Here is a 15,243-nt window from a genome sequence, read left to right on the forward strand (position 1 = left end):
GAAAAGGCGACGGCGCTGAGAGATTCCTGAGTGTTTCCGCGTCCGGACGCAGCGAATGAAGTACGCTGCGGGCGAACGGAAGCCTGAGCGCTTGCTGTGAATCCGGTGTCCGAATGACACTTGTTGCGGCGTGCAACAACATGTGCCAAAATCGCGGCACGCCCCCGCGTAAACCGAGTCATTCCAGGCGCTTTCGGATTGTCGAACACTGGTAGTCCGAGCCCCGCTCGATGGTCTTGCAGGACCTCGCGGGTGATGCGCCGCACGATAGAAATCGAGGTAGGGAAGTGGGGAGAGGGGAAGCAGCTGTCCTATGGGGGACGTTTCGCGGTTCGGCGGGGAATTTCGCACCCGTGGGCGCTCCGTCATCGCCGGCAGAGGGTGGTTTCTTCCAGTCGGTACGGGAGCACGCGTTCGCCCATCCAGCAGAACAGGATCTGGCGCGGATCCTCTCGTTCTACCGCATCCGCTGGGTGTACGAGCCCACAACCTTTCACCTCGAGTTCCGCGAAGATGGTCGCCCTGCCGAACAGATCACTCCGGACTTCTATCTTCCCGATCACGATCTCTTCATCGAATTGACTACCATGCGCCAGCGGCTGGTGACCCGCAAGAACCGCAAGATTCGTCGCCTGCGCGAGATCTTTCCCTCGGTTCAGATCAAGTTGCTCTATCGCAAGGATTACGATCGCCTGATCGGCGCGTATCCAGCGCTGGATCACATTGCCGATCCGCGGCTTGCGGAAACGGTCTTCGATGCAGTCGCGGTCCAGCGGCGGCTGCGCGAACTCGCTTGCGAGATCTACGAATCGAGCGAGTCGCTCGCGTCACTTGCCGAGGAAGGGGGCCGGCAACGGATTGCGCCGTTGCACCTGATCGGTGTTGGTCCCGGGTCGAGCCGCATTCTCGCCGATCTCTCCACACACCTCGACGCCCATGCCTGCTGTGTATCCACTGACATGCTGGCGCTCTCACGCTATGCCGGCAACGAAAACGAGCAGGTTCGTTTGGGCCGGTCGCTCAGCGCGCCGGTGGATGGCCGGGATGTTGTGTTGGTGGCGGATATCGTCAGCAGCGGGTTGAGCCTCGTCTATCTCACAGACTGGTTGCGCAGCAAGGGGGCGCGAAGCGTGCGCGTTTGCACGTTGCTCGACCGGGAGGACGCGCGCATCATCGAGATACCGCTCGATTTCGTCGGTTTCCGCGCGCCGGATGAGGTGCTCGTTGGATACGGTCTCTCGTCCTATCCGCAGTTCAGCACGCTTCCCTTCATCGCTTCCATACACGACGCAGAGGACCTGAACGCCTGACGTCGGTGTTCCCGGTTCCAGCGCCTCCCCGTTCGATCAGGTCCCCTGATTGCCATGAGCGAGTACCCTTGAGAGGCGACCCCCCGGCAGTTACGCCACCTGGCGTATCGCATGCGCCGGTTCGGGAGGCCGCCTCCAGCTCCTGTCGAACCTACGCGAGGCAACCTAGACGAATGAGTGCTATCGATCCCATGACGAATGTCTCCGAGTCCCCGGCAATTGCCACACTCGGCGCCCTAAAGGAGAGCGGATACACGCCGCGCACCGTGCGCGAGGAGATGCGCACCAATCTGATCGCCAAGATTCGCAAAGGCGATACCCTCTTTCCCGGTGTGGTCGGGTATGAGCTGACTGTCATTCCCCAGATCGAAAATGCGATTCTTTCCGGACAGGACATCATCTTCCTGGGCGAACGCGGTCAGGCGAAAACCCGACTGGCCCGCAGCATGATTCAGCTGCTGGACGAATGGATTCCGGTCGTGGCCGGATCCGAGATCAATGACGATCCGCTCGAACCGATCTCGCGCTACGCCATCGATCTCGTCGCAGAAGCGGGCGAGGACACCCCAATCGAATGGCTGCATCGTTCCCGGCGGTATGGCGAGAAACTGGCGACGCCCGACACGACAATTGCCGACCTGATTGGCGAGGTCGACCCCATCAAAGTGGCCGAGGGGCGATACCTCTCGGATGAGCTCACGATCTCCTATGGGCTGATTCCACGCACCAACCGCGGCATTTTCACGCTCAATGAGTTGCCCGACCTGGCCGAGCGGATCCAGGTCGGTCTGCTGAACATCATGGAAGAACGCGACGTCCAAATACGCGGCTACAAGATTCGCTTGCCGCTCGATGTGTTCGTGGTCGCCTCCGCGAACCCGGAAGACTACACCAACCGCGGCCGCATCATCACGCCGTTGAAGGACCGATACGGCTCCCAGATTCGCACACACTATCCGGAGACGATCGAGCTGGAAATCGAGATCATGGACCAGGAGCGGTCGACCTTCTCGACCGAGGGGATCGAGGTAATGGTCCCGCAGTTCATGAAAGAGATCGTTGCTGAGCTGACCCATCTGGCCCGTCGATCGCCCGACGTTTCACAACGGTCCGGCGTGTCGGTTCGCATGAGTTCCGCCAACTACGAGAACCTCATTTCGAACGCAACCCGACGCGCCCTGCGGCTTGGCGAGCGTAACGCCGTGCCGCGCATCTCCGATCTCGCAGCAGTTCAGTCATCGACGATTGGCAAGATCGAACTGGAAACGGTCGGAGAGGTGCGCGAAGAACAAATCGTGAGCAAGCTGCTCGCGGGCGCAATTGTTGCGACCTTTAACCGGCACTTTTCGGTGCGCCAATTCGACCAACTCATCCAGGGATTCGAGAACGGACTGGTCGTCGATGCCTCCGAGCTGATGCCCTCGATGGACTATGTGCTTCAGATCAGTCACATGGATGGCATGAAAGAAGCAGTCGACAAGCTCGGTGTCGGCGGCAACCCGGGCGCGGCGGCGTCGGCAGTCGAGTTTGTGCTCGAAGGGCTGCACCTCAATCGGAAACTCAACAAGGACAGCGGCGCCGGTCCAGCCCGCTACCATCGGTAACATCGTCTTCCCACCCAACCGGATTTCTGCGCCAGAGAGTCGCTCGAGACGCAGGAATCCGGTCCCCAGGACTCGCACCATGGCACTCACACGATTCGGCACCCGCTACTCACGATGGGACGGAACACAGCAAGTCGACGAACTCAGCGCGGATGATTTGATGCGCGCCATGTCGGACGAGCTCGTGCGCGACGGCGATCTCATGAACGCGCTGCGTCGTCTCTTTTGGGAAGGGGTCGATCGGCCAGACGCCGATCGCCTGCCAGGATTGCGCGATCTCATGAACCGCGTTCGTCAAGCCCGCCAGGAACAAATGCAGCGGTACGACCTCGGTTCCATGCTCGACGACATTCGCGAGCGTTTGCAGGACGTGATCGACACCGAACGTTCGGGCATTCGACAGCGCCTGGAGGAGGCGAATCAGTCGCCCGAAGACGGCGGCGGTGACGCGAACGATGCTGACCCGGAACATGCGGCGAACGAAGACGAAGGTGAGTCGCCTGGCAACGGGCTACGCGAATTGCTGAATTCGATTGCCGACAAGCGCAACCAACAACTCGATGCCTTGCCAGACGATCCCGCTGGCCGGATCCGGGGGCTGCAGCAGTACGACTTCATGGATCAGCAGGCCCGGCAGAAGTTTCAGGAACTGATGGATCAGCTGCAGCAGCAGATGATGAATCAGACGTTCCAGGGGATGCAGCAGTCGCTAAGCCAAATGACCCCGGAGCAGATCGCCGAAACACGTCAGATGATGAGCGACCTGAACGACATGCTCGAAGCCAAGAACCGGGGCGAAGATCCAGGCTTCGAACAGTTCATGCACAAATGGGGACACTATTTCGGCAACAACATTCGCTCACTCGAGGACCTGATCGAGCACATGCGGCAACAGACCGCGGCCATGCAGCAGCTGATGGACTCGATGAGCCAGGAGCAACGCTCCGAGCTGCAGGGAATTATGCAGGCAATCATGCAGGATCCCGGGCTTCAGCAGGAAATGTCCCGCATGCAGCAGAACCTGCAACAGACGATGCGTCCGGAGGACTGGCGGCGCAGCTACGACTTCTCCGGTGATGAGTCATTGACGTTGCAGCAAGCGATGCGCATGCTCGACCGGATGAACGAGCTCGACGACCTCGAAAAACAGTTCAAGGATGTGCGCGACTGGAACGATTTCGCGAACATCGACCAGGACAAGGTCCAGGAATTGCTCGGTGAGGACACTCGCGAGCAAATGGATCAGCTCGGCCAGCTCGCCAAGGTGCTCGAAGACGCGGGCTACATTAAGAAGACGCGGCGCGGTTTCGAGCTGACTCCCCAGGGGGTTCGCAAGATCGGCGAAAAGGCGCTCACGGACATCTTCGCCCAGCTCAAGCGCGACCGGATCGGCGCGCATGAAATCAATCGCCAGGGAGGAGCAGGGGAGCGGACGGACACATCGAAACCCTACGAATTTGGCGACCCGTTTCTGCTCGATCTCGAATCGACCGTCATGAACGCGGTGCAGCGTGAGGGTCGCGGGACGCCGCTCAAGATCGTACCGAGTGATTTCGAGGTCTATCGAACCGAATACTCGACACGCTCATCGACGGTGCTGATGATCGACATGAGCCGGTCGATGTTCTATTCCGACAGCTTCACCAGCGCCAAACGGATCGCGCTGGCGCTCGACTCGCTCATTCGGAGCAAGTACCCACGCGACACACTCGAGCTGGTCGGCTTCTCGTACATTGCCGAGCCGCTCAAGCAAGCCGATCTGCCGACCTTGACCTGGAACGAATACCAGTACGGCACCAACATGCAGCATGGCTTCCAGCTCGCGCGGCAGATGCTCGGGCGACATAAGGGAGCAAATCGTCAGATCATCATCATTACCGACGGCGAGCCGACCGCGCATATCGAGAACGGGCAGGTCTATTTCAACTGGCCGCCCATGCCGCGCACCTTCCAGGAAACACTCAAGGAAGTGGTTCGCTGCACTCGCGACGGCATCAAGATCAACACCTTCATGCTGGAGCGGACTCCGATGATGATCGAGTTCGTCAACGACCTGATGCGAATCAACGGCGGACGCGTTTTCTACGCCACACCGGACAAGCTGGGCGAATACATACTGGTCGACTATGTTGCGAACAAGCGCCGCTGGGTGAGCTAGCCAGCAACAGAATATGCGCGGCCAGACCACGAGGGAGCAGAGCGAGATGTCAGAGTCGCGTTTTCTTGGTGAGCCGATGGCTGGTCCGAATCGCGGAGGCACCGAAGATGGCCCACGCGATCTCCTGCGCGAACGCGAACATCCGGACATGATGGTCCCTCCCGTGACCGATAGCGGGACCCTGCCGAATCTTCGGTTTTCCCTTTCTGACACCCACGTCAAGCTCTGTGACGGCGGATGGACCCGCGAGGTCACCGAGCGCGAGATGCCGGCGGCGCGAACGATCGCCGGTGTGAACATGCGCCTCGATCCCGGCCAATCGATGACAGGCGTGCGCGAGCTCCATTGGCATCTCGAAAACGAGTGGGCGTACATGATCAGTGGCTCGGCAAGAGTGACGATCCTCGATCTCGATGGGAACATGCATGTCGACGACGTTCCGGCCGGCGATCTCTGGTTCTTTCCCACCGGTCTCCCGCACTCCATCCAGGCGCTCGAACACGGGTGCGAGTTCTTGCTTGCGTTCGATGACGGCGCTTTTTCCGAGGAGTACACGCTGCTCTTGACCGATTTCCTCTCCCATATGCCGCCCGAGGTGATTGCCAAGAATTTCGGCTGGTCGGCCGAGACCGTCAGTCTCTTGCCGAAGAACGAGCTCTACATTTTTCCAGCGTCAGTTCCGGGCCCGCTGTCAGAAGACCTGCCTCCAGGCGTCGAACCCGGTTCGGGATCTCCGTACACCTTTCACATGCGTCAGGCCAATCCGGTGGAATGTCCAGGCGGTCGTGTGACCGTCATCGACTCGTCAAGCTTTCCGATAACAACCATCTCATGCGCAGTTGTCGAGGTCGATCCTGGCGGAATGCGCGAGTTGCATTGGCATCCGAACAACGATGAGTGGCAGCTCTTTCTCGAGGGACGTGCGCGCATGACCGTGTTCAATACTGGCAGCGTGGCGCGAACTTTCAACTACCTGGCCGGCGACGTGGGCACCGTACCCCGGGCAACAGGGCACTATGTCGAGAACATCGGCAACACCCGCATGCGCTACCTCGCATTGTTCGCGTCACCCGAGTTCCAGGAGATCTCGCTGCAGCAGTGGCTGGCCAAGCTTCCTCCCGCGCTCGTGAAAGCCCATCTGAATCTCCCTGATGACGTGATTGCAGCGCTCAAGAAGGACCGTCAGCTTGTGGTAGCGGGAACGCCACCAGCGGATCAAGAGCAATCGTCGTAGCAGGACGCGGCTGGCAAGCGACGATTGCTGCTCGATGGTTTGCAGCTCGAATCGAAAGCTCTTGGCGACCTGGCTCGCAATTCATCGGATCCGCGCCGCCATCCTGTCGAATCAAGCAGCACCCGCACTGGCAGCATCCTTGCGGACAACGCAGCTTATCCGCAAAACATTTCTGCGGGACTTCCCCGGGTATAGTGGGACTCCCCCGCTGTATCGGCTGATCGAGGAGTCCGAGTTCCGATGCATGAGTTCGATTTCGAGGGAACGGTTTGGCACTATCGAAATCCAAACAGGGTCTACTTTGTGTCGCTTCCTAAAGATCTGTCCGCCGAGATCCTGGCGCTTGTTGGCACGTCGTTGAATCCCTGGGGCACGGTTCCGGTCGACGCAACCATCGACGGTGTCACCTGGTACACATCGATGTTTCCGCGCGATGACGGCCGCTACTACGATCTCCCGCTGAAGCTCGCGATTCTGTCGCGCTTGGGGTTGGTCGATGACCAGTCGGTCGAGGTGCAGATCGCGATCCGGCTGCCCTGAGGAACCAACGCGTATCGGCTACGTCGCCGCACAGCCCCATTTTGCGGCACGACGGTGCTTCATCGATCGAAGACCGGTGGCGTACGTGACGAAGTCTCGCGGTCGCGCGCGTTCGAAGCGCGTGTCGTGCACGACGGCCGTTTGCCCAGCTCGGATGGCTGCCAGGAGATCGCCGCGAAAGGCAGTAATCCCCCGTCCGACACTTCGGAAATGCGCATCTGTTGCTCCGATTGGCCCCATCAGCTGGTCACGATGGCGCTCGTGGTAAGCAAGCGCGGCTCCGTTTCGGTCGATGCCATGTCGCCGGGCGCGTGGATCGAAACGATCGATGTCGGCGATCGAGGCGTTGTAGACCTCGAGCGAGACCGGAACGCTCAGTTCGAGGTCCCGAAACGCGCGGAGATACCCGGTGCCGTTCTTGAACGGGTGCGCAAGGACTGGAACGCCACCCATCGCCACCACCTGTTCGACTGTCCAGGCCGGATCTTGCCACGGAGCAATATCGTCTTCGATGCCGAGCGCCAAGATGTGAACGTCATGTCCGTCGATGCGTGCGGTGATTTCGCTTCCCGGGTAGATCGTCAGGGGCAGCGACCGGCGGGTCACATAGTCGCGCAGTTCGAATCCGGACCGAACCTCGTCATGGTCGGTAACGACCAACGCATCCAGTCCAGCGGCCAAGGCTGCTTCGGCCAGGCGAGCTTCGTCGAACCATCCGTCTGAATGGCGGGTGTGGATATGCACATCCGCCAATTGCATACCTGGCTCATAGTCGCCCGCTACAACGATGAGTTCGTTCCCCGCGACCTGTGGCATGTCCAGTCCTGCGCCCCTACTTCACCGAATCGGCGAAAGCATACAGCCGAAGGAGCACAGGAAATCGAAGGAAACGTTATGGTTACTCGGGCGGTGCTGGCGCACATGCGCTGACATAGAGCGAGTATCTGACTGTTTGGCGGCCCCAGATTCCGGTCGGAGCCGCCATTCGATTGCGTCCCCCTACCGAACTTCGAAGTGCCGGATCAGTTAGGGCCAAATCCAAGGAGCCTGGCAGCGTTGTCCCACAGGATTGCCTGTTTCGCGTCATCATCGACCTGCGCGCTTTCGATGCGCCCCTTCTGGGCCCCCGCCCAGTAGAGCGGTGTGTCGGTGCCGAACAGAATGCGGTCATGACCGATTTGCTCGACGGCCCATTCGATCAAACCGCTGTACATCGAGCGCGTCGACGATGTGTCCACCCAGAGATTCCCATTGCGCGCGCGCTGAATCGCTTCCACTTGCCGAGAGATCGAACCGTCGTCGCTATTTCCGAGATGCGCCAGGATCAGCTGGATGTTCGGATAGCGGTCGACGAATGGCACAAAGTCCTCCGGATAGCTGCCGATATCGCCGGAGTGCGTCAAGACGACGGCATTGCGCTCAGCGGCAAACGCGAAGAGCGCCGGTCCATGCTCGCGAATTTCGTAGTCGTGCGCATGCGGATGGATCTTGATGCCCGCACAACCGGGATGGCTGAGCAAGACGGCTGATTGGGCGAACGATTCGGGGAGACGCGGATCGACGATCGTCCAGAAGCGCAACGCGCGATTCGATTCGGCAGCTTCGGCCGCATCCTGATTGCCGAGCACCGCGTTGCCGCGATACGGCATCAATCCGTTAATAGCGGAGACGATCGTTATCTCGATGCCACACGCGAGCCCTCGTTGCGCTACCTGATCTGCGCTCGCAGACATGAAGCCATCGACCCGTGATCCAAGACCACGGTCATAGGGCCCAAAGTGGCCGTGAACATCGATGGCCTTCATGAGGGAGCCCTATCGAGATCGAGGGCGCGTGGTTCGCCAAGCGGCATTTCGGCCCGGCAGACGTCTTTGCGATGCGGCTGGAGCACGGTGCGTGGTTCACCGCCCAGACCGAGAATCCGACTCGGGACGCCACACGACATCGTGCAGATCGGTCCCCCATCCTTTCCGGTCGCGCGCCTCCGCCCAATCCTCCTGGAGGGACTGCACTCCAGGCGCACGACTCCCAGATGAAACCCGTTCATTGCTCCTCCCTGTCGAGCCTCGAAACCCGGTCAGTGACAACATCGATCGAATCACCATCGCAATTCGCCAGGCGACCGAACGACCTCTCGTCCGGCTGTCGTGCTCTGGCCAAGCCCGTGAACTTCTCGAACCACTCGATGGTGAGTTGGAGATCGGTCACACCACCTCGCCCAGAATAGAGTTGCTCGCTGACTCGAATCGCAACTCGGTGTAGTCGGTGACACAGATCGGGCCGTGGCTCCCCTCCCCCACGACATGCGGTCGTCGAAGCACGAACTCAGCCCGGTCGCGTTGCCAGTAGACGACGTGCGCCACGTCGAAGCGCAGCGGAGGGGCGAGATCGGCGACATCCCAACGTGGCACGAGGAGCGGCCCAGTGTCGACCTGGAAGCTCATGGGCTCCTGGCGGACATTCATCGTCTTGATTGGATAGTCGATGACCGCGCGCGTGCCGTTGGTTGGGTCGGTCAGTTCGGTTCGGACTACCAGGCGGCGGTTGTCGAGCGTTGCCTGCACGACATCCGCATCGGTTTCCAGCGGTTCGAAATGGCCGGGAGTCAGGTCGATGGCAATGCGCTCGAACCGTACATCGGGTTTGGCGTATTCCGGCGATTCACGGTCGCTGGTCCAATGGGTGCGCAAGAGGACCAACTCATTCGATGCAAAGATGCCGCAGAACTCGTAGTTCGGCATCTGAAAGAGCTGGCCATCGAGGTACATCTGCTCGCTGCGGCAGGGCGCAATCAGGTGAAACTCACCGGCCTGACCATTCGGTCCCCAACTGTCGACCCTGCTTGTGGCATCGATCTGAATGCGGGCAATATTCCCACCCTGTTCTGGAGTCGTGAAGAACGTGACGAACGAGCGAGAGTAGTCGAGCGCCTTCAAACAGTTCCTCCGTAGATCGAAACCGACCGAGCACCGCGGCGCTGCGTGGCGGCGCCGAACCGAAACGCAGCAACGTCGGTCTACCCGCCTTCCACGAGTGGGCAATCCCCCTCGGGGAGTGACAAGACGTCCTGAATTCCGTCGCAATAGGCAGGTTTCGGCCAGAACCCGCGATCGAACAGCAGGGGCGCATCGGGGATCTGCCCAAACTCGAAGTCTGTGTTGATCCACGAATGACCGTCGTCGATGCCCCACACGGTCAATCGCACGCATGCCGGACGCTCGAGACAGAGTTGAGCCACCTCGCGGTAGATGTCCGCCTGCGCTTGCAGATCTTCGATCGAGAGCTCCCAATGCGGTTCGCCCAGGCGCACGTCCAGCTCGGAAATCGCAAACTCGAGACCGAGCTCGGCTACCCGGTCCATGGTTTCCGCGAACCGATCGAGCTTCGCATGACGATCCAGATGCGCCTGGAAGCCAACGCCGTCGATGATTCCGTCGTTCGCCAGTCTGCGCACGAGTGAAAGCATGCGCTCGGCCTTCACACCCCACTCGATCAGATAGTCGTTGTAGTAGAGCCTCATCTCAGGGCATGTGTCACGCGCCCAGCGGAAGGCATCGACGATGTAGTCGTCATTGCCGTAGAGCCGCTTCCAGACGCTCTCTTCCTCCGTGCGATAGCGCGTCGTGCTTCCGAGCGCCTCGTTCACGATGTCCATCGAAGGGATACGGCCGCAGTAATGGCCGACGACGGTGCGCACATACGTCTCGAAGTCATCTTTCGTGTACCAATCGGCGCACCATGAGGTTTGCCGGTGCCAGACCACCGCATGACCATGAAACTCGAAGCCGTACCAATCGGCATAGTCGAGGAGCTGGTCGGCGGCCGAAAAGTCGAACCAGCCATCGCACCCGTAGATCGTCTCCATTTTCATCGCGTTGTCAGGTGTGACCGACGTGACTCCGTAGTACGGTAGGAAATCGGGAAACTGGGTCACGACTCTCGCGTTGATGGCGAATCCGAAGAGCGGGTCTTTTTGCGACTGCGACTGATAGCCGGCGCTGGCATGCGGATCGAGCATCGCGAACAGCACGATGAGCACCAGCCAGAGTCGTATTGCTCGAAGCTCGAACGCTGAGGTTATCGTTCGGATCATTGGCTTCATGGCGGCGAACATCACCCTAGCCGTTTGGGCGACCCCGAAGTGGGGGTTGGCGGACGAATAGCGTAACCGGACAATTGTGCCGCACCGATTTTCGCATGTAGTGTGATTCCGGTTCGAGGCGAGCCGGAAAACAAGAGGAGGCGCACGAGAAGCAATTGTTCGATCCATCTCCAATCCATGGCGGACGCAACCCGCGCCCGCGCATCAACTCCACGTCAAGACCCGACCCAGAATCAGGAAGCAAGCGCCCCAGGTGGGAGTCGCTTCGTCACGGAGTCTCGCAGACCTGGACCTCGACGGTTCGGGTGTTTCAGCTTGTCTGGCAGACGAGCAAGTGGCAGACCATCGCGCTTGCAACGTTGACGTTGCTGCTGGCTGTCATTCCCGCGCTTCAGGTGTGGCTCGCGGGAGCGTTGATCGATGAGGTCGCCGCCGGCATCGGCGCGGACGATATCGATCCGTTCATCCGCTCGATCGTCATTCTGGCGATTGCCCAACTCTTGCTCTTCCTGGCGGGGTCGCTCTTCCAGACACTGAGCAACATCGACCAGCAACTGCTGCAGGAAAAATTGACCATTCATGTGCAGCAGATGATCATGCGGCACGCCAACACGCTCGACCTTGCCGATTTCGAGAACGCGTCCTACTACGATCAGCTGCAACAAGCGCAACGCGAATCGGCCAGCCGCCCGGTGATGATGGTTTCGGGCGTCTTCGGGCTGATCCGGTCGCTCATCACATTCGCCACGATGGTTGGGCTACTGATCGGGCTTTCGCCCTGGATTGCCATTGCCGCCTTGCTCTCCCCTATTCCCGCCTTTGTTTCCGGCTCTCGCTATAGCTGGTGGGGATTCCAACAGATGCGCCGGCTCTCGCCGACGCGACGCATGATGTCGTATCTGACGAATGTCCTGACCACCGACTCCTTCAACAAAGAAATCAAGCTCTATACGCTCGGCGATCACTTCATCGGCCGGTACGACGACATCGCCCAGGGGTACTACGCGGAGACGCGCAGTCTGCTCATCCGCCGCTATCTGGCGGGGTTTGGCTGGGGAGCGCTGACCATCGTCGCCAGTTCGGCGACATTCCTGTACGTCGCGGTACAGGCGGTGAAAGGCGTCATTTCGCTGGGGCAGCTGACCGTCTTCACCCAGGCGGCACAGCAGGTGCAGAATTCGTTCCAGGGTCTGTTGGGCGGGTTTCAGAGCATTTACGAGCACGGTCTCTACCTGTCGACGCTGTACGATCTACTCGACCGGAAACCTCTGATCGACGCTCCGGAGCATCCGGTGCCCGTCCGAGTTCCATTCCAGCAGGGCATCGAATTTCGCAACGTCTCCTTCACCTACCCTGGGCGCACCGAACCCGCGCTGGACAATGTCTCCTTCACCATCGGATTGGGCGAGACGATTGCCCTGGTCGGCAAGAACGGGGCCGGGAAGTCGACCATCGTGAAGCTTCTCGGGCGCCTCTATGACCCGCAAGAGGGTCAAATCCTGATCGATGGCGTCGACGTGCGCGACTACGATCCACGTGAGCTGCGCAAGCAGTTCGGCATGATGTTCCAGGACTATGCGATGTATCAGCTTCCGGTGGCCGAGAACATCGGTGTGGGCAACGTCGAACGGGTGCTCGACCGGAGCGCCATCGAATCGGCGGCGTTGCGTGGCGGCGCCACGGAGTTGATCGAAGGTCTGCCCGATCAGTACGACACGATTCTTGGTAAATGGTTCGAAGACGGTCACCAGCTCTCCGGGGGCGAATGGCAGCGTGTCGCGCTCTCGCGCGCGTTCATGCGCGACGCGCAAATCCTGATCCTGGACGAGCCGACCTCAGCGCTCGACGCAGAAGCGGAATACGACCTCTTCGCCCGCATCAAGCGCTTGGCCGAAGGGCGCATGGCGATCTTCATCTCCCACCGATTTTCGACGACGCGGCGCGCCGACCGGATTCTGGTGCTGGAGAATGCCAAGCTCATCGAGCAAGGCACGCACGCGGAGCTGATGATGTTGGGTGGTCGATATGCCGAGCTGTTCAGCCTGCAGGCCGAGAGCTATCTGGAGCCGCTGCCTGCCGCGGAGTTCGCATCGGCTCCTGGCCCGGACTGGGCGAGAGCGTCAGCCTAGCGCCGCAACAAGCTCATCGCGCAGCACGACCGGATTCGATCGCGTGATGCGGACCTCTGGAGTTCCGTGCCATGCAGCGAATCCGGCGAGCGCGTCGGCCAGTTCAGTGACGAAGCGCTCGTCCGGGCTGAATCCGGGTTCGAGATGGAGCGCTTTGACCTCGAACACGCCGTTGGCGCGGTGTGCCTTGGGATCCAGCCGGCCGACCAGCTCCCCACGATGCAGGATCGGCAGAGTGAAGTAGCCATAGATTCGCTTCTCCGCGGGGGTGTAGCACTCGATGGTGTAGTCGAATCCGAACAGCTCGGACGCGCGCAATCGATGCCACACCACAGGATCGAACGGAGACAGAAGCACGGTGCGCCCGGGAGCGAGCTTTCCTCTGGCGGCCTTGCTCGCGAGACTCACATTCGCTTCGTGCACGAACGCCGTTCCTACCTCGTCGATCGATGTCTCGAGCACGGTGCCCCGTTCCAGCAACCGTTTGAGCGCGGCGGTGGCGCGGGCAACCGGCATGCGGTAGTAGTCTGCGATCCAGCGGGCAGGGGCCACGCCAAGCGCCGCAACCGTTTTGGCCACCATGAAATCGTCGGCATCGTCCATCGACGCGGCATGATGGTCCTCCCAGTCCGGCAGCACCATCTCTCGCAAGCCATAGACACGTTGGAAGTTGTCGCGCCGCACGATCATCACGTGCCCTTCGGCAAAGAGACCTTCCAGAATCAACTTCTCGTGCTTGCGCTCCGACCACCAGCCGCCGTTGCGCGGCGCTTCTCGTTCGAAATCGGACGAGCGCACCGGTCCGCTGGTCCGAATGAGCTCCATAAGCTCGCGCGCTCTGTCTTCGTGCGCAGCGAGAAAGTCGCGATTGCGCTTGCGCCATGGCTTCGGCTCGGCGAATCGGGCAGCCGCTATCGGGTAGTCCTCGATCGGTAGGAAACACGCCTCGTGCGACCAGGCTTCGAAGATCTTGCCCTGGGCCAGAAGTTGCTCGAGCCAGACGGTTTCGAACGACCCGATGCGCGCGAACAGCACCAGGTACGGACTGCGGTTCGCCACCGAGATCGTATCGATTTGCAACTGACCCATGCGCGTGATCGCCGAACGGACCGTCCCCCTCGTGGCTGGTTTTGCCGGTCCGGGCTCGATCCCTTGGGCGGCGAGGAGCATGGCGCGGGCCGCCGGGATCGACATCGACGATGGCAAAGCTGGCATGGGACGGAGCTTTCCTTTGGCATGGCGGAGTTGCCGCCCGGGACCGAGTCGCGATGTTCGAGCGTATCGCTGGCGAAACACGAACGCGCGGATAGTACGCCAGTCGAGTGCTGGGTTCGCTTGCTACAACGCGGAATACCTTGCCGGCATGAGATCGTCTGAGATCACGCCGCACAACGACGCATATCGGGCTAGAAGTGCAGTGTCAGCTCGGAAAACCGCTCGAGTTGCAGAAACCGGCCGTCGGTGGCGTGAATCTCTTCGATTTCGAGTTCCCAGGTGCGGTCGTATGGAATGAAGACCGCTCCCATCCCGGCGTTCAACGCCGGATTGATGTCAGAGCGAGGCGAGTTGCCCACCATCCAGGTGCGGTCGGTTACCGCGTTCACCGTCGCGATGACCTCGACATATGCGCGCACGTCCTTCTCCGGCACGATGCCGACATGGAGGAAATGCTGGGCAATGCCTGAGCGCTCGATCTTGCTGCGCTGTTCGTCGGGGTTCCCTTTGGTGAAGAGGACCAGCTCATGACGCGAACTGAGCTCTTCCAGCGTTTCGCTCACCCCATGGAGCAGTTCGATGTCGGCATCGAGAATGCTCATACCGAAATTGAAGACGTCATCGAGCTGTTTCTGGTCGATTTCCCGTTCGGAGAGCCGGCGATAGGCTTCCACCAGGTTATTTGCATAGCTCTCAGCGCCGTAGCCCTTCGTCTGGAGATTCGCGTGCTCGATCTCCATGATGACCTGCTTGATCTCGTCCCGGCCGAGAGACGTATGCCGCAGGTAGTCGATGAAGGTTTCGGTCGTCTGCTCGAAGTAGATGTTGTTGTGCCAGAGCGTGTCGTCTGCGTCGATCAGCATGGTCTGGCGAGCGTTTTGGTAGCTGTTCATGGTGAGGAGTGTAGTGCGTGATCCCGGCACGCTTGTAATCGACGTGTAAGCGGAAATG

General features: G+C 60.3%; 12 protein-coding genes. 6 read left to right on the top strand and 6 right to left on the bottom strand.

What is annotated here, in order from left to right:
- Window positions 1-353 precede the first annotated feature (353 nt).
- The 5 genes from R2855_12385 (at window position 354) to R2855_12405 (ending at window position 6,846) form a co-directional block, all read left to right on the top strand.
- Window positions 354-1,310 (top strand): phosphoribosyltransferase family protein, encoded by a 957-nt coding sequence (locus R2855_12385; protein MEZ4531804.1) that lies wholly within the window; start codon window positions 354-356, stop codon window positions 1,308-1,310.
- A 173-nt stretch (window positions 1,311-1,483) separates the two neighbouring features.
- Entirely contained in the window at window positions 1,484-2,914 is a 1,431-nt protein-coding gene (locus tag R2855_12390; GenBank protein MEZ4531805.1) for a magnesium chelatase, read from the top strand.
- Between the two features lie 79 nt (window positions 2,915-2,993).
- Window positions 2,994-5,072 carry a VWA domain-containing protein gene (locus tag R2855_12395; protein MEZ4531806.1) on the top strand — a complete coding sequence of 693 codons (2,079 nt, stop codon included), beginning with the start codon at window positions 2,994-2,996 and terminating at the stop codon, window positions 5,070-5,072.
- 46 nt (window positions 5,073-5,118) lie between these two features.
- Complete coding sequence (locus R2855_12400; protein ID MEZ4531807.1) at window positions 5,119-6,306, top strand: cupin domain-containing protein; 1,188 nt, start codon at window positions 5,119-5,121, stop codon at window positions 6,304-6,306.
- Between the two features lie 240 nt (window positions 6,307-6,546).
- Entirely contained in the window at window positions 6,547-6,846 is a 300-nt protein-coding gene (locus R2855_12405) for a DUF1905 domain-containing protein (GenBank protein ID MEZ4531808.1), read from the top strand.
- 18 nt (window positions 6,847-6,864) lie between these two features.
- Here R2855_12405 and R2855_12410 read toward each other — a convergent pair whose 3' ends face one another.
- From R2855_12410 to R2855_12425, 4 genes are all read right to left on the bottom strand, one after another.
- Window positions 6,865-7,662, bottom strand: coding sequence for a hypothetical protein (locus tag R2855_12410; GenBank protein MEZ4531809.1), 798 nt, complete (start codon window positions 7,660-7,662; stop codon window positions 6,865-6,867).
- A gap of 206 nt (window positions 7,663-7,868) precedes the next feature.
- On the bottom strand, window positions 7,869-8,579 hold the full coding sequence (locus tag R2855_12415) for an amidohydrolase family protein (protein ID MEZ4531810.1): 711 nt from the start codon (window positions 8,577-8,579) through the stop codon (window positions 7,869-7,871).
- Between the two features lie 471 nt (window positions 8,580-9,050).
- Complete coding sequence (locus R2855_12420; GenBank protein MEZ4531811.1) at window positions 9,051-9,782, bottom strand: hypothetical protein; 732 nt, start codon at window positions 9,780-9,782, stop codon at window positions 9,051-9,053.
- A gap of 80 nt (window positions 9,783-9,862) precedes the next feature.
- Window positions 9,863-10,939 carry an endo-1,4-beta-xylanase gene (locus tag R2855_12425; GenBank protein MEZ4531812.1) on the bottom strand — a complete coding sequence of 359 codons (1,077 nt, stop codon included), beginning with the start codon at window positions 10,937-10,939 and terminating at the stop codon, window positions 9,863-9,865.
- Between the two features lie 314 nt (window positions 10,940-11,253).
- Here R2855_12425 and R2855_12430 point away from each other — a divergent pair, with 314 nt between their 5' ends.
- Window positions 11,254-13,077 carry an ABC transporter ATP-binding protein gene (locus R2855_12430; GenBank protein ID MEZ4531813.1) on the top strand — a complete coding sequence of 608 codons (1,824 nt, stop codon included), beginning with the start codon at window positions 11,254-11,256 and terminating at the stop codon, window positions 13,075-13,077.
- Here the strand turns inward: R2855_12430 and R2855_12435 are convergent.
- The gene (locus R2855_12435; GenBank protein ID MEZ4531814.1) at window positions 13,069-14,292 is read right to left on the bottom strand and encodes a crosslink repair DNA glycosylase YcaQ family protein; all 1,224 of its coding nucleotides are present in this window, start codon (window positions 14,290-14,292) and stop codon (window positions 13,069-13,071) included. The genes R2855_12430 and R2855_12435 overlap by 9 nt on opposite strands.
- Before the next feature lie 191 nt (window positions 14,293-14,483).
- Window positions 14,484-15,215 (bottom strand): HAD family hydrolase, encoded by a 732-nt coding sequence (locus tag R2855_12440; GenBank protein ID MEZ4531815.1) that lies wholly within the window; start codon window positions 15,213-15,215, stop codon window positions 14,484-14,486.
- Window positions 15,216-15,243 lie beyond the last annotated feature (28 nt).

This window comes from Thermomicrobiales bacterium (assembly GCA_041390825.1).
GTDB lineage: Bacteria > Chloroflexota > Chloroflexia > Thermomicrobiales > UBA6265 > JAMLHN01.

What these genes read in the sequence shown, in the direction of transcription:
- R2855_12405 (MEZ4531808.1), top strand. Translation starts at nt 6,547, where the DNA reads ATGCATGAGTTCGATTTCGAGGGAACGGTTTGGCACTATCGAAATCCA.
- R2855_12410 (MEZ4531809.1), bottom strand. Translation starts at nt 7,662, where the DNA reads ATGCCACAGGTCGCGGGGAACGAACTCATCGTTGTAGCGGGCGACTAT.
- R2855_12390 (MEZ4531805.1), top strand. Translation starts at nt 1,484, where the DNA reads ATGAGTGCTATCGATCCCATGACGAATGTCTCCGAGTCCCCGGCAATT.
- R2855_12395 (MEZ4531806.1), top strand. Translation starts at nt 2,994, where the DNA reads ATGGCACTCACACGATTCGGCACCCGCTACTCACGATGGGACGGAACA.
- R2855_12415 (MEZ4531810.1), bottom strand. Translation starts at nt 8,579, where the DNA reads ATGTCTGCGAGCGCAGATCAGGTAGCGCAACGAGGGCTCGCGTGTGGC.
- R2855_12425 (MEZ4531812.1), bottom strand. Translation starts at nt 10,939, where the DNA reads ATGATCCGAACGATAACCTCAGCGTTCGAGCTTCGAGCAATACGACTC.
- R2855_12400 (MEZ4531807.1), top strand. Translation starts at nt 5,119, where the DNA reads ATGTCAGAGTCGCGTTTTCTTGGTGAGCCGATGGCTGGTCCGAATCGC.
- R2855_12435 (MEZ4531814.1), bottom strand. Translation starts at nt 14,292, where the DNA reads ATGCCAGCTTTGCCATCGTCGATGTCGATCCCGGCGGCCCGCGCCATG.